Origin of the sequence: Pseudomonas sp. CFII64 (genome assembly GCF_000416235.1) — a bacterium.
Taxonomy (GTDB): Bacteria; Pseudomonadota; Gammaproteobacteria; order Pseudomonadales; family Pseudomonadaceae; genus Aquipseudomonas.
The window spans coordinates 112,557-127,314 of record NZ_ATLO01000028.1; the positions used below are offsets into that span (position 1 = coordinate 112,557).

General features: G+C 58.9%; 12 protein-coding genes and 1 pseudogene. 4 read left to right on the top strand and 9 right to left on the bottom strand.

From position 1 onward, the window contains the following. Positions 1-15: 15 nt before the first annotated feature. The 5 genes from CFII64_RS13470 to CFII64_RS13490 all read right to left on the bottom strand — a co-directional run bounded on the left by CFII64_RS13470 (position 16) and on the right by CFII64_RS13490 (position 5,377). Complete coding sequence (locus tag CFII64_RS13470; RefSeq protein ID WP_020291334.1) at positions 16-1,335, bottom strand: SidA/IucD/PvdA family monooxygenase; 1,320 nt, start codon at positions 1,333-1,335, stop codon at positions 16-18. A gap of 62 nt (positions 1,336-1,397) precedes the next feature. Further along, a complete protein-coding gene (locus tag CFII64_RS13475; protein ID WP_020291335.1) occupies positions 1,398-2,345 on the bottom strand; it encodes an ABC transporter substrate-binding protein in 948 nt (315 codons plus the stop codon). After that, complete coding sequence (locus CFII64_RS13480) at positions 2,342-3,478, bottom strand: FAD-binding oxidoreductase (RefSeq protein ID WP_020291336.1); 1,137 nt, start codon at positions 3,476-3,478, stop codon at positions 2,342-2,344. The genes CFII64_RS13475 and CFII64_RS13480 overlap by 4 nt, the downstream gene beginning before the upstream one ends. A 14-nt stretch (positions 3,479-3,492) precedes the next feature. Then, positions 3,493-4,992 (bottom strand): methionine--tRNA ligase, encoded by a 1,500-nt coding sequence (locus CFII64_RS13485; protein ID WP_020291337.1) that lies wholly within the window; start codon positions 4,990-4,992, stop codon positions 3,493-3,495. Next, a complete protein-coding gene (locus CFII64_RS13490) occupies positions 4,985-5,377 on the bottom strand; it encodes a cupin domain-containing protein (RefSeq protein WP_020291338.1) in 393 nt (130 codons plus the stop codon). Before CFII64_RS13490 ends, CFII64_RS13485 begins: the two co-directional genes overlap by 8 nt. Before the next feature lie 240 nt (positions 5,378-5,617). Between CFII64_RS13490 and CFII64_RS13495 the strand changes: the two genes are divergently transcribed. Beyond that, positions 5,618-5,896 (top strand): DUF2790 domain-containing protein, encoded by a 279-nt coding sequence (locus tag CFII64_RS13495; protein ID WP_020291339.1) that lies wholly within the window; start codon positions 5,618-5,620, stop codon positions 5,894-5,896. 32 nt (positions 5,897-5,928) lie between these two features. Here CFII64_RS13495 and CFII64_RS13500 read toward each other — a convergent pair whose 3' ends face one another. Then, complete coding sequence (locus CFII64_RS13500; RefSeq protein ID WP_020291340.1) at positions 5,929-6,837, bottom strand: LysR family transcriptional regulator; 909 nt, start codon at positions 6,835-6,837, stop codon at positions 5,929-5,931. Positions 6,838-6,945: 108 nt separating this feature from the next. Here CFII64_RS13500 and gcl point away from each other — a divergent pair, with 108 nt between their 5' ends. From gcl to CFII64_RS13515, 3 genes are read left to right on the top strand one after another with little or no spacing between them, the layout of a single operon-like run. After that, positions 6,946-8,721 (top strand): glyoxylate carboligase, encoded by a 1,776-nt coding sequence (gcl, locus tag CFII64_RS13505; RefSeq protein WP_020291341.1) that lies wholly within the window; start codon positions 6,946-6,948, stop codon positions 8,719-8,721. A 23-nt stretch (positions 8,722-8,744) separates the two neighbouring features. Beyond that, positions 8,745-9,527, top strand: a complete 783-nt coding sequence (hyi, locus tag CFII64_RS13510; protein ID WP_020291342.1) for a hydroxypyruvate isomerase — start codon at positions 8,745-8,747, stop codon at positions 9,525-9,527. 39 nt (positions 9,528-9,566) lie between these two features. Beyond that, entirely contained in the window at positions 9,567-10,457 is an 891-nt protein-coding gene (locus CFII64_RS13515) for a 2-hydroxy-3-oxopropionate reductase (RefSeq protein ID WP_020291343.1), read from the top strand. 88 nt (positions 10,458-10,545) lie between these two features. On the opposite strand, the gene CFII64_RS13520 is transcribed toward CFII64_RS13515, so the two are convergent. From CFII64_RS13520 to xerC, 3 genes and pseudogenes are all read right to left on the bottom strand, one after another. After that, on the bottom strand, positions 10,546-11,874 hold the full coding sequence (locus CFII64_RS13520; RefSeq protein WP_020291344.1) for an OprD family porin: 1,329 nt from the start codon (positions 11,872-11,874) through the stop codon (positions 10,546-10,548). A gap of 472 nt (positions 11,875-12,346) precedes the next feature. Next, positions 12,347-13,504: pseudogene (locus tag CFII64_RS13525) on the bottom strand (pyridoxal phosphate-dependent aminotransferase); the annotation flags it as partial. A 109-nt stretch (positions 13,505-13,613) separates the two neighbouring features. Then, positions 13,614-14,549 (bottom strand): tyrosine recombinase XerC, encoded by a 936-nt coding sequence (gene xerC, locus CFII64_RS13530; protein WP_256208082.1) that lies wholly within the window; start codon positions 14,547-14,549, stop codon positions 13,614-13,616. Positions 14,550-14,758: the final 209 nt, after the last annotated feature.

The window sequence follows — 14,758 nt, forward strand, 5'->3', positions numbered from 1 at the left end:
GTCCATGGCGATCACTCACTGAGCCAGCGCAGGTTGAGGATGGTTTTGCGCCTGAACAGCCTGGTGCAGGCCATTGGCGATACGCTCGGCGCGCAAGGCCATGAGTGAGAACGACTGGCTGTCGCTGATGCCGTGGCTGCGTTCGGAAAGGCCGTTGACCCACAGGCTCACGTCGCAATTGCCTTGGGTGGCGACGTTGTAATCGCGATCGATCACCAGCCCGTCGTCCACGTCGGCCTTGAGCCAGGGTTGCAGGTTGCTCAGCAGCGGCGGCATCAGATACTGCTGATACCCGGTGCCGAGCACGATGACGTCGACTTCCAGCATTTCACTGCGCTGGCTGAAGGTATCGGTCAGGGTCACGCGATAACCCGCTTCGCCGTGTTCGACGTTGGTAATCGCGCGGTAGGCGTAGCTGTGAAGACGTTGGCGGCCGACGATGGAGTCTTCGTATATCAGCGAGAACAGCTTCTGGCTTTCATCCGGATCAATTCCGGCATAGTTGGTGGAGCGGCTCCAGGCGAGGAACTGATGTCGGGCCGCGGCATCGAGGCTATGGAAATAGTCCACGTGATCCGGGGCGAATACCCGGTTGGGAAACTGCCCCAGTTGGGTCAGCTTGAATCCCGCCGAGCGATGTACGGAATGCACTTGGATGGCGTTGTCACGGCCGGTCAGTTCCAGCACCGATTCACTCGCGCTTTGCCCCGAGCCGATCACCATCCAGCGTTTGGGCAATGTCTGGCCAAAGGCTTGCAGACGGGTCAGAAACTGCGAGGTATGAAACAGCGTTGGCCCCAACAGCGCCTGAAATTGCTCCGGTACGCGTGGCGCGGTGCCGCTCGACAGCACGACATTGCGCGTTATGAAGCTGCCCTGCGCGGTTTCAATGCGGACCTGGCTCAGGCGGCCTTCGCGAATGATCGGCAGGATTTCACTCACCGGCGTGTCGAAGTGGGTGTGGCTGTTGACCTGCTCTGCGACCCAGCTGACGTAGTCCGACCATTCGTGACGGCTGGCCGGGCGACCGAGCAAGCCGAAGTCGAACAGACGCCCGCGTGCTTTCAGGTACATGGCAAACGAGAACCGGCTGCGGGGGTTGCGCGGCGTTACCAGATCACGAAAAACGTGATGATTGATGTCGGTGCCAGCCAGCAAAAGCTCGCGGTGCCACTGGGTATCGTGCGCGGCTTCCAGATAGCGCACTGACAGCTTTGCCAGCGGCGCGTCCACTTCCTGCGCGTCGGCGAAGACGCAGGACAGCGCGATGCCAGCGGGTCCGAAGCCAATACATAGGGCGTCCGCATGAACGGCGCCAGCGGGTGAATCAGACATATGAAGTACCCATCCATAGAGTTGGAATTGTTTTGGTGCTGTTATCGAAAGTCAGAGCAACGTCAGTCGGCGATGGGCATTAGTCCTGTCGGGCCGACCTGCCAAAGGCGGGTGCGAGCGCCCCGGTATTCGCCCTGATCGAAGCTGACCGGGCCCAGCGGCGTCGTAAACGTCTGGTGATTCAAGGCATGCAGCAGTTCGGTCGGTCGCCATGCGCGCCGGGCCAATTGGGCCAATACGTGAAACATCAGCAGGCTTTCGCGCCAGTAGGTTTCCGGTGCAGCGCCGAACAGCGCATGGTGCGCGATGGATTCGCTGGCCGAAGACCGGGACGCACCGAAACCAATCACGTAGGTATTGGCGTCCTGTGCTGCGGCGTTGCCCAGATAAGGCGAAGCGGCGTCGTCGGTGAGCACCAGTGCTCGCTGGCTGCCGCTGCGGCGCCGTGCATGCCAGTGCTCGCGGCTGCTGGCCAGACGTCCGGCAAACACTTCCACCTGCGCTTGTTCGCGGGCGATGGTGCGACGTATCCCGGCATCGCTGGCGGCTTGAGCAATGACTTTGGCCAGCGCTTGCCCGTGGGCGCTGGGGTCAGCGTCGATATGCACGCAGTTCCATTGCCTGCGCCTGAGCCAGGCGACCAGATCTTTGGCCAAATGCCGGTCCGCAGGGCAAAAGCGAAAGACATTGGGATTGTCCAGGGTCAGGCAATCAATGGTGGCTGCCGGGCTTAGCAAGCCGATGCCGGCCTGCCGATAGATATCCGCAGCCACCATGGCCGCGTCGGAGGAAAAGTGCCCGATAACCAGATCCACTTTGGCAGCGACCATTTGCCGGGCCACTTGCGCTGCGCGTTCGGCATTGGCGCCGTCATCGCAAAACTGCCAGTGCACCCGGTCAAAACCCGGTATGCCGTTGCGCGCCACGCTCATCGCCCGCAGAAAGGTTCGGGCGTGGGGGGTGTCCGCTGGATCGAACAGCGCGCTGACGCCAACCTTGAACCGGCTCATGGCTGCACGCTCGACAAGCTGCCCGCGCGGCCCATCGCTCGATTCGGCGACAACGCCGACCAGCTGCCATCCGCGTCCTGATGGCGCAAGTGCCGCTGCAGCTGCTCGAAGGCAATCTGCGCGATTCCCGGCGCCAGTTTGAAGCCCAGGCCACACAAGCCTGTTGCCAGATAAATCGGGCTTTGCTCGTTGCAAAAGCCCACCAGCGGCCGACCGTCCACGCTGTAGCTGTCGAAGCCTGGCAGCACGTCGAGCACCGCTGGGTCGTTGGTGCCAAGCAGGTGTTGCACCCGCTCCCGTGCGTCTTGCTGATTGCGAACATCGGGCCGCCCGAGATGTTCAGGAAACTCGCCCAGCTCGCGCAATCCACATCCGGCTTGCACCAGATGGCGACTCAGCGGAATGGCATATGCCTGGGTTTCGCTGTCGATGATCGGCATGCTGCAACCGCTGGCGGTGACGACCCGCGCCAAGGGAATCGAGCGGGTTTGCAATTGCAGTTCGGGCACGAGACGTCGGCTCCAGGCGCCTGCGGCAACCACCACCGCCTGACAGCGCAACGTTGCAGCGCCCAGATCAACATGGGCCTGGTGCCGCGAGCGACATTCAATGGCCTTGACCGCGCAGTGCTCCAGCAACAAACCGTCCCGGCGTACGCAATCGGCCAGCAACGCGGTTGCCAGGCGAACATTGCCGACGCACGCCTGGGGTTCATACAGATTCACCCGTTCCATGCTCGCAGCCTGGGGAAAATGCTCATTGCTGAGCTCTTCACTGGAGATCAGACGCATCGGATAGTGCGCGCTGGCGTGCTCTTCAATGGCCCGGGAAATCCGCTCCTGCTGGTCCAGCCCCGCTCGATACAGCACGCCGCTGCGACGCAAGGCGCGGGCATAAGTGCGGGCGAAAATCCCCTCGCGCATCAACCCAATGGAATAGGCGGCCAACTCCATCAGCAGCGGATCCGGGTCGTATAAACGCACCAGACCACCGGATAACGCACTGGCGCCGCTGGCCGCGCTGCCGTCCTTGTCAATCAATGCCACGGAAATTCCGGCGCGGCACAGCCTGGCCGCGATACTCGCGCCGATAATGCCGGCACCTATCACGGCAACCTGGTAATCCATGAACATCGCGTTCCAACCTGTCAGATGGAGTAATCGGGTGCGCAGCCGTTGAGAATCGTGGCGTTGACCCGATCCATTTGCAGCGAAAACGCCTCGGCGACGCGCTGCGCGGTGTCCGGGATCAGCGCCAGGCCGATGACCGCGATGAACGCGGCGAAATGGCTGAGCGCTCGACCTTCGGCCAGGCGCGGTCGAGTGATCGCGATCACGTCGAGCAGCACCGAGGCCATGCCTTTCATGGAGAACCTTTCTGGCCGGGACGCTTCAAGCCAGCGCAGACGCAGGGCTTCGAGCAGCGCGGCGTCGGGACCGCACATGCCGCTCCACCAACTTTCCGCGCTTGCCGCACCAGCGCTGAGCAACGCCGGGAAGAATCCGCCGAACACCTCTGCACGCCACGTCAGGAACTGCTGTAAACGGAAATCGCCTTCGCTTTCTTCCGGGGCGATGCTGGCCAGATACAAGCGTGCGCTGTCGGCGCAGGCCTGACGCGCCAGGTCCGCAACCCATATGGCGTGATCGCGACTGGTGGACAGGTTCAGACCGTCCAGCTTGAGGAACTGATTCGGCACGAAATGTTGGCTGACGCGCAGGTCATCCATCGTCGACAGCAGCGCCGGATAAACGATGGCGTGACTGAACACGCAATCGAAACCCAGAAAGTGCACCAGCGTGCCCTGCCCCGATTGCCAATACTGCTGATACAGCTCCGGTTTGCCGACTTGCGCGGCATATTCGCGAAAAGCCGCCATGTATCCGGCCAGCCCCATGAACCAGGTATGAATCCGGCACGAGCCATCGGCGGCGAGATCCAGCCCGGCATCGCCGGGGCGGGTCACACCCCAGTCATGCAGATGTTCAAGGGTGTCGACCAGCCAGGCATCCAGCGGCTGGCGCCATTGGTGATTGAGCAACACATCGCGCAACGCTGGTTTCAACTGCGCCAGCTTGAGAAAACCGCGATGCGCGTTTCGCCACTGCACAGGCTGGCCGCACAGTTTGCAGCGCAAATCAGCCATCAGTGGCGCATCCGGCGCCTGGGCGCAGTTCTCGCACTGGCTGGCGTCGGACTCCACGCCACAGTAATTGCAGAGGCCCCGGGCAAATGCCTCATAGCCCCAGACCGCGCAGTCCGGGCAATAGGCTTCCTGGGAATCCCGAAATTCGATGGCCCCGGCGTTCCGAGCCTTGTCGAACACTTCTCGCACGGCGTCTGCGAAAAAAGCGTTCTGGTACGGCCGCAGCCAGTTGTCCGGCGCAATATTGATCGCTGCCAGGGACGCTTGAATGCGGTCTGAATTACGGCTGGCGAGCAGCATCGGATCGACGCCCTGCTCCAGACCTTTGCGCAGCATGTACGACTGATAGTCGTCGGAGTAGGAAACCAGCACGCAATCATGACCGCGCTGGCGCTGCACACGGGTAAAAACATCGGCGGCGAGAAAAGGCCCGGCGATATGGCCGATGTGCAGGTCGCCGTTCGGCGTCGGCGGCGTGATGGTGACGATGTACTTAGTCATCCAGACACCCCGTTGTTTCGTCGTGCTGGGCCACGAAGTCGTTGACGTAGTTCATGTCCCACCAGATGACGTAGAAATGAAAATCGTCATCCGAGTCGTTGATGATGTAATGGTTGGTATGTTTGGGAATTGCAGCGATATCACCGACACTGAACTCAAGTTCACGTTCGCCAACGATCAATCGGGCTCGGCCTTTGATGGCGATGAATATTTCCTGATCAATCTGCGTGTGCGCTTCGCTGCGTGTTCCCGGACGCACCACGCACCAGCCGCCGGCAAACGGCATTGGATAGCCCGGCCACGGCAACAGGCGGCTGCCGTCCAGACCGTACTCATGAACGAGGCCGTCGAAATCGGTTGATCGGTGTATGGCGAACTTATGCATGGTTTGGCCCGTGCGTTTTAGATGGCCGCCAGCATGCAATCAGTGATAGTTTCCGGCTATCTCATCCATAGATATAACCCGCGTCACGTATCGATTTTTTTAATGTGCATCACTGCCAATGATGACGTGTATTGATAACCACCATTTCAGCGCGAGTGGATTGACGCCTAGAATTCACGGCAACAGCAAAGCAACCTTGAAGCTTTGCAGACCTGTTCATTTAATACTTTGGAGCTACTCATGAAAACTTATGCAATGTTCGCAGCGTTATCGTTGTTCTCGGTATTTGCCTCGGCCAACGGCCAGGTGGCTGATGCCAATAACGCCGCACAGCAAACGACTCCGGCCGTCCAATACAACTATTCACAACACCTTGATATCGCGAAAGTTATCAAGATTACGCCAAACAATGACAACGTCTGCGGCCAGGTGGATGCACACATGATCTACCTCGACAGCCAGGGCGTTCGCCACAATCTTGAATACACCCGCGCTGGCAACGGTTGCCAGAATGGTTGAGCGATCAACTACCGTAGTCGCCTGCAGGTTCGTTATTGCTGAGTCCAGTAACCCGGTCGGTTATAAACTTCTTTAAGAAACGCAATAAAGAACCTGACCTTGGCCGGAAGATAATGCTGTTGCGGATACACGCCTTGAATGTCGTAGTTGGGCAGCGCGAATTCATCCAGCACAGTGACCAGTTCGCCGGTCTTTAACTCATTCTGTATTTCCCATACTGAACGCCAACTCAATCCCAGGCCGCGTTTGGCCCAATCGAATAACAGCTCGCCATCGTTGCAGTACAAATTCCCCGCGACTTTTACCGCGACCTGCCTGCCATCGCGTTGAAACGTCCAGCCTCGGTGCTGCCCGCCTTGCAGGTTGAACGCCAGACAATTGTGCTCCGTCAGCTCTTCCAGGGTTTGCGGATAGCCGTGGGCGGCAAAATACGACGGCGCACCACAGACCACTCGCTGGTTTTCATACAGCTTGATGGCCACATAGTTGGGATCGAGCACTTCGCCAATGCGAATGCTCATGTCATAGCCCTCCCGCACCAGATCAATCACGTTGTCGGTGAGGTTGAACGACAGGTTCAGCTCGGGGAACCGTGCCTGGAATTCCGGGGCATGGGGCGCGACATGCCGCCGCCCGAAACCGGCTGGAGCTGACACCACCAAGTGCCCGCGCACCGCACTTTCGTGCTCGCTGACGCTGGCATCCAGTTCATCGAAGTGGCGCAACAACGCCCTGGCGTTCTCCAGATACGACTCGCCCAACTCAGTCAGGGTCAGGCCGCGAGTCGAGCGGTGAATCAACTTCACGCCCAACCTTGCCTCCAGCGCACTCAAGCGCCGGCCCATGATGACCGGCGTCACACCCTCGACCAGAGCGGCTGCGGCAAAGCTGCCCTGGGTGGCGACCAGGACGTAGCTGCGCAGTTCGATATAACGATCCATTCGATACTCCTGATACCGACAGAAATGCCCGGCGCTGCAATTCCCTTGGATATGGATTGAAAGCAGTCTAGGCCCATACAAAAACTATCGAGCTCAGGAGACTAACAAATGACCATCATGAGAGCCATCGAAGCCGCTGTACTGGTCATGCGTCGCGAAGGTATCGACAGTGCGTTCGGTATTCCTGGCGCGGCCATCAACCCGTTATACGCCGCGCTGAAAAAAATCGGCGGCATCGAGCATGTGCTGGCCCGCCACGTTGAAGGCGCGTCGCATATGGCCGAGGGATATACCCGCGCGGTGGCAGGCAATATCGGCGTGTGCATCGGCACTTCCGGCCCAGCCGGAACCGACATGATCACCGGCCTGTATTCGGCTTCGGCGGACTCGATTCCGATCCTGTGCATCACCGGCCAGGCGCCGCGTGCGCGAATGCACAAGGAAGATTTCCAGGCCGTGGACATTGCGAGTATCGCCGCGCCGGTTTGCAAATGGGCCACGACGGTCATGGAGCCGGGTCAGGTGCCCTATGTTTTTCAGAAAGCCTTCCAGCTGATGCGCAGCGGTCGCCCCGGCCCGGTCCTGATCGACTTGCCGTTTGACGTGCAGATGGCGGAAATCGAATTCGATATCGACGCCTACGAACCGCTGCCCATCGTCAAGCCGCAGGCCAGTCGCAAGCAGATCGAAAAAGCCTTGGCGATGCTCAACGCTGCCGAACGCCCATTGATCGTGGCGGGCGGCGGCATCATCAACGCCGACGCATCGTCGGCTTTGGTGGAATTCGCCGAGCTGACTGGCATTCCGGTAATCCCGACGTTGATGGGTTGGGGCACGATCCCCGACGATCACCCGCAGATGGCTGGCATGGTCGGTTTGCAGACGTCTCATCGCTACGGCAACGCCACGCTGCTGGAATCGGATCTGGTGCTGGGCATCGGCAATCGCTGGGCCAATCGCCACACCGGTACGGTATCGGTGTACAGCGAAGGTCGGCAGTTCATCCATATCGATATCGAGCCGACCCAGATCGGCCGCGTGCTCATGCCTGACCTGGGTATTGTCTCCGACGCAGGCGCGGCGCTGGACATGTTCATTGAGGTCGCCCGTGAATGGCACACCGCCGGCAAGCTGAAAAACCGCAGCGCCTGGCTGGCCAGCTGTCAGCAACGCAAACGCACCCTGCAACGCAAGACCCACTTCGACGACATGCCGGTCAAGCCGCAGCGGGTTTACGAAGAGATGAATCGTTTCTTCGGCAAGGACACCTGCTACATCAGCACCATCGGCCTGTCGCAGATCGCCGGCGCGCAATTCCTGCACGTCTACAAGCCTCGGCACTGGATCAACTGCGGCCAGGCCGGTCCGCTGGGCTGGACCATTCCCGCCGCGCTGGGCGTGGTCAAGGCTGATCCGGGCCGTAACGTGGTGGCGTTATCCGGCGACTATGATTTCCAGTTCATGATCGAGGAGCTGGCCGTTGGCGCGCAATTCAAGCTGCCGTACATCCATGTGGTGGTAAACAACTCGTATCTGGGCCTGATTCGCCAGGCCCAGCGCGGCTTTGACATGGATTTCTGCGTGCAACTGGCGTTCGACAATATCAACGCCCCCGAGCTGGAAGGTTATGGCGTTGACCACGTGGCGGTGGCCGAAGGGCTGGGTTGCAAGGCGATTCGGGTGACCGATCCGGCCCATCTGCAAGCCGCCTTCGCCGAAGCCCGGTCGCTCATGCAGCTGCACCGCGTGCCGGTGATCGTCGAGGTCATTCTGGAGCGCGTCACCAATATATCCATGGGCACCGAGATCAATGCCATCAACGAATTCGAAGCGCTGGCCGAAACCCGCGCCGATGCACCGACTTCCGTCAGCCTGATGGACTGACGCCAACTACACGAGGAACTGCCATGCCACGTCTTTGCGCCAACCTATCCATGCTGTTCACTGAAGTGGACTTTCTGCAACGTTTCGAAGCGGCGTCCCGTGCCGGCTTCAGCGGCGTCGAGTACCTGTTTCCGTATGAATTCAGCTCGGCACAGATCAAGGCAGAACTGGACGCCCATGGGCTGACCCAGGTGCTGTTCAATTTACCGGCTGGCGATTGGGCCAAGGGCGAGCGCGGCATCGCCTGCCACCCGGATCGGGTCGAGGAGTTTCGTTCCGGGGTCGATCTGGCCATCGCCTACGCCAAGGTGCTGGGCAACACCCAGGTCAATTGCCTGGCCGGGATTCCTGTGCCCGGAGCCAGTGCCAGGCTGACCGAGCAGACATTCGTCAACAACCTCAAGTTCGCGGCGGACAAACTGCAAGCGGCGGGCATTCGCCTGATCATGGAGATGATCAATACCCGGGATATTCCGGGCTTCTACCTCACCACCACGCGGCAAGCTCTGGACATTCTGGAGCAGGTTGGCAGCAGCAATCTGGCGCTGCAATACGACATCTATCACATGCAAATCATGGAAGGCGATCTGACCCGAACCCTTGAAAACAACCTGTCGGTGATCCAGCACGTGCAGCTGGCCGACAACCCCGGCCGCCACGAGCCAGGCACAGGCGAGATCAACTATCACTTCCTGTTCGGCCATCTGGACCGCATCGGTTATCGAGGCTGGGTTGGCTGCGAATACAAGCCGTTGACCAGCACCGAAGCGGGCCTGGGCTGGATGAAAGCCCATAACGTTCTTTGATCGCCAGCCTGTTCAATCACTCCAATAAGGAACAATTCCATGGCTACTATCGGATTTATCGGCACCGGCATCATGGGCTTGCCCATGGCCCTCAACCTGATCAAGGCCGGGCACAGCCTGCTGCTTTCCGACCATCACTCGCCCGCCCCAGAATCTTTGAGAGACAGCGGCGCGCACGTACTGCACAGCCCCAAGGCGGTGGCGCAGGCGGCTGAATTCATCATCGTCATGTTGCCCAATACACCCGATGTGGACCTGGTGTTATTCGGCGAAGACGGCATCGCTCTCGGCTGCGCTGAAGGTAAAGTCGTTATCGACATGAGTTCTATCTCCCCTTCGGCAACCAAGGCTTTTGCCGAGAAGATCAATGCCACGGGCGCCCGTTACCTGGATGCGCCGGTGTCGGGCGGTGAAGTCGGGGCCAAGGCCGCGACCTTGAGCATCATGGTTGGCGGGGATCAGGACACCTTCGAGCGCGCCCTGCCCTTGCTGCAAGCCATGGGCAAAAACATCACGCTGGTAGGTGGCAACGGTGATGGCCAGACCGCCAAGGTCGCCAACCAGATTATCGTCGCCCTGAACATTCAGGCGGTTGCCGAAGCGTTGCTGTTCGCCGCGAAGAATGGCGCTGACCCGGCCAAGGTTCGTGAGGCATTGATGGGGGGATTTGCCGGTTCGAAGATTCTCGAAGTGCATGGGGAGCGGATGATCAAGGGCACATTCAACCCCGGATTCCGCATTGCCCTGCATCAGAAGGATCTGAATCTGGCGCTGGAAGGGGCGCGTGAACTGAACCTGAACCTGCCCAACACCGCCAATGCTCAGCAAGTGTTCAGCACCTGCGCGGCCTTGGGCGGCAGCCAGTGGGACCACTCGGCGTTGATCAAGGGGTTGGAGCACATGGCGAACTTTTCGATTCGCGAGGATTGATAGATAGCAAGCCATCGAGCCAGGCCGCTCATTGCAAGCGGCCTGGCTGTCTTCAAATGATCAAGTGCAGCCGATCACGTTTAGCCGATCAGAAAATGTTGATCGGATAATCGGCGATCAGGCGCAGTTCGTTGTTATCCCCTTCCGCCTGATCCGCATTGCCTCGGTGAAAGGACTGCCGCATGCGCAATGCCAAATCCTTGACCGGTCCGGATTGCACCACGTATTTGGCTTCAATATCGGTTTCGTGGTGTTTACCGTCATCACCATAGCCGTAGTTGCGATACGGGCTGTTAGCGTCCATATGGCTGCCGTCGATATCATCACCGGTGATATAGCGTGCCATGAAACTAAGGCCCGGCGCGCCATAACTGGCCATGTTCAAATCGTAGCGAGCCTGCCAGGATTTCTCGCCCGGCCCGTTGAAGTCAGAATACTGCACGGAGTTGGCGACGAATATGGAGTCGGCAGTGTCACCTGGCCCATTATGGCCGAAGGCAACATAATCAAATGGCGTATCGCCATTAACTTTCTGGAATGCCAGGGTCACGGTATGCGCAGTCAGGAAAGAATAAGCAGCCGCCAGCGACCAGGTGGTGTTGCTGATATCCCCCGCCTTCGACTGACCCGAATCATTGGTGCGGTAGATATTGAAATCCAGATTCAGTGACTGTTGATCAGACAATGGCAGCGTGAAGTTGGTATTGGCGTAGTACTGGTTCCAGACATCTTCCAGGTCCGAACCGTACAGGCTGACGGTAAGGTTATCGTTGATAGCGTACTTGCCACCGGCGTAGTCGATGCTCTTGGCCGTTACACCCGCATAAGAGGCGTAAAGTTCCTGGCTGTTGTTGGTGGTGACCGGGCCGTTGCTGCTGGTGAAATGCCCAGCATCCAGGTCCAGGCCTTGAATTTCACTGCTCAACAGGTTGAAGCCTGTGGCCGTTTGCGGAAACAGGCGCGAGCCGCCAGCAGCAAATACCGGGGCTGTGGGTTGCAGGTTGCCCCAATGCAGCTCTGTTTTGGACAGCCGTACTTTCACCGAACCGCCAGCCGTACCGTATTCGTCTTCGGGTGAGCCATCGTTACGCACCGGCAGGTTGCCGGTGCCGGAGGTGCCTGCTCCGCCGTCCAGCTTGATGCCCCAGTAGCCATAAGCATCGACGCCGAAACCGACGGTGCCTTGGGTAAAGCCGGAACTGAAGTTACCCAGTACGCCCTGTGTCCAGTCCTTGCGATCGCCACCGCCGTTCTTGCCGTCGCGATTGAAGTAGTAATTCTTGAGGTGGACGTTCAGGCTGCTGCCTTCGACGAAACCGGTGGCTTCGGCCTGATCACTGACCGCCGCCGCAGCGGCGAGTTGACTCACGCCCACTGAAACGGCTAGCGTCAAGATATTGCACTTTACAAACTTCATTGTTTTCCCCTGTATCTCGAATAATTTTTATCGTTGCAATTCGCGAGTTGCGGGTTCACTCCGGACTCCACCGAATTCAACGATAAATGAGCATGTGATCGGCAGGATTACTTAAGGGTGTATAAGGTTGACAAGGCAGGATTGAGCAATGATTCTAGCGATCCGCTTCAATAGCCCGCTCCGCTCTACTGTGCACGGTGTGCTCCCATGCCCGGATTTTTTAGCATTTTTCGCCAAGTGCCATCATGTTAGTTTGATAATAGTCATTATCGATTATTGTAATAGTTGGACCCTATGATCCGGTGTTACTGTTTGCGGCGATGAAGCACAACGTTTCCATCACTTTCCGACTCCGCATCGGAAAGCAATCGAATACTTTGCTCCACTTCATCATTCCTTTGGTTAGAACTTTATAGCCACCACACGTTAGTGCGGTGGCTTTTTTTTGCGCGGTCTACAGCGCCAGGCTGCCCACGAAGGTCTTGATACGCTGGCATGCCTGAGTTAGATGTTTGTCGCTGACGGTGAAGGCCAGCCGCACGAAACCTTGCGACGGCTCACCGAATGCTGCGGCATCGAGTACCGAGACACCGCTCTCGCGCAATAATCGCCAGGCGAACTCCAGCGAGCTGAGCCCCGTGGCGCGAACGTCCAGCAGCACGAACATGCCAGCATCGGGCTTGAGCACGGTGATCGCCGGGCAGTCCTGCAACTCAGCCACCACCAGGTCACGCCGGCGCCGGTAAATCTTGCGCATGCCAAGCGTCACTTCAGCGTGGGCCGTCACTGCCACCAAAGCGGCCTCCATGACGAAACCGGGCAAGCCATACACCATGCTCAACGACAGATTTTCCGCATGGCGGATCAGTGCGGGCGTGGCGACTATCCAACCCATACGCCAGCCAGTCATCGCGTGCGACTTGGACAGGCTGCTGACCACGACGCAGCGCTCGGCCATGCCCGGCAAACTGGCCAGGCTGACGTACTCATGCTCATAGCAGAGGCTTTCATAGACTTCGTCGACAACGACCCACAAGTCGTGAGCAATCGCCAGGTCGGCGATGGTTTGCAGCTCGGCAACATCAAGCATCACGCCCGTCGGATTGTTCGGATTGGAAACAAATATCGCCCGGGTTCGCGGGGTAACTGCAGCGGCCAGCCGTGCAGCATCAAGGCGAAATCCAGAGTCCGGATCACAGGCGACTCGCACCAAGGTGGCACCGGAAGCCCTGAGCGTTGCCTCATAGGTGACATACATCGGGTCCAGGGAAATCACTTCGTCCCCTGCCTGCAGCAAACACAGGGATGCGACGAACAAGGCGTTCTGCGCCCCGGCCATGGTGATCACATTTTCCGCAAGCACCTCGCGGCCAAGGGATTTCGCGTAGCGTGCGGCAATCGCCCGACGCAACTCGGTACGCCCGGCAATGTGGGTGTAATGGGTATCGCCGGCGCGCAGTGCAGTGATTGCGGCCTCGGTAATAAAGTCCGGGGTTGCGAAATCCGGGTCGCCGACGCTGAGCAGGATCACATCCTCGCCGCGCTCCTGTGCCTCACAGGCCGCGTAATGAATGTCCCAGGCTGCAACGCCATGGCCGGCAATCCGGTCAACCAGAGGTGAAAAGCGCATATCCATGGCTCCCTGCTCAATGAATGAGCCGACGGCGCGGCGTCGGCAAAGGCCGAACCTTAAGGAAAACCTCAGGTTCGATCAACCGCAGCGTCCTGCTGCCGATTGATTAAAGGTCGAATCGGTCCACCACCCGCCGTCGTTCATTGTCGCCGCGCATGTCGTAGGCCGCCGTGGTGGCGATGTTGGTGTGGTGCGCGAGTTTCTGGGCAATGGAAAGATCAAACTCCTCGATTACCCGCGTGATGAAAGAACGTCGGAAATCGTGAGGCATGATCTCCACGCCGATCTGTCGGCCGCGCTGTTTGGCGATGAAATAGATGGCGTGTTTGGTGATGCGCTCACGAGTGATGTGGTTGCCGCGACGGATCCGGTTGAACAGAAACGGGTCGTCGTCCTGCCCTGCCGGCAAAACTGACCGGCGCAGTTCGAGCCATTGGTTGAGGGTGTCGAATGCCCATGCAGGGGCGTATTTGATCAACTGTTTATTGCCTTTGCCCAGCACCTGCAGGCTGCGTTCGACGAAATCGACCTGCGCCAGGTTCACGTTGACCGACTCGCTTTTACGCATCCCCGAGCCATACAGAATGGCGATGATGGCAGCATCGCGCCGTCCTTGGGGACGCGGGTCAGCGGCGCAGACTTCCATCAGTTCGCGGATCAGTGTGCGGCGGATATTCTTGCCCTTGGACAACCGGGTGCCGCTGACTGGCTTGACCGAGCGGATCTTCAGCAGCTGATCATGGCTGATCAGGTTCTGGCGCCACGCTTCATTCATGACGCCGCGAATGGCGTTGACGTACAGCGACGTGGTGTTGGGCGCGTAATCGTCGGCGCGCAAGGTTGCCACCAGTGCCGTCACATGCCCCGGTTCAACGCAATGCCAGGGAACGTCGTGAATGTCGATGTCGGCCATGCCCAGCCGATCCGCAGCGTCCTGCAGCACATAAGTCATGGTCACACGGCTCGAAGGGGCCAGTCGCGCCAGGTAGAGCGTCAAGGACGACGGCGGTTGGCCTGGAGAAATGCAATCGGTGATATTCAATGGATCGCGAATCGCTCAAAAAAACGCAACTTTACAGCAGGGCTGTATGGATATCCAGTAAACCTCAGGGCGCTCACCCGCCCATCACTAATTTATATAGCCATCATTAATCCAAACGACGACAGACATTCACAGTTGTTAGTGCAAACTGAACCAATAGTAGCCGTGTGATATCACATGGAGCCCCGCCTTCTCGGTTCAGGAAATTC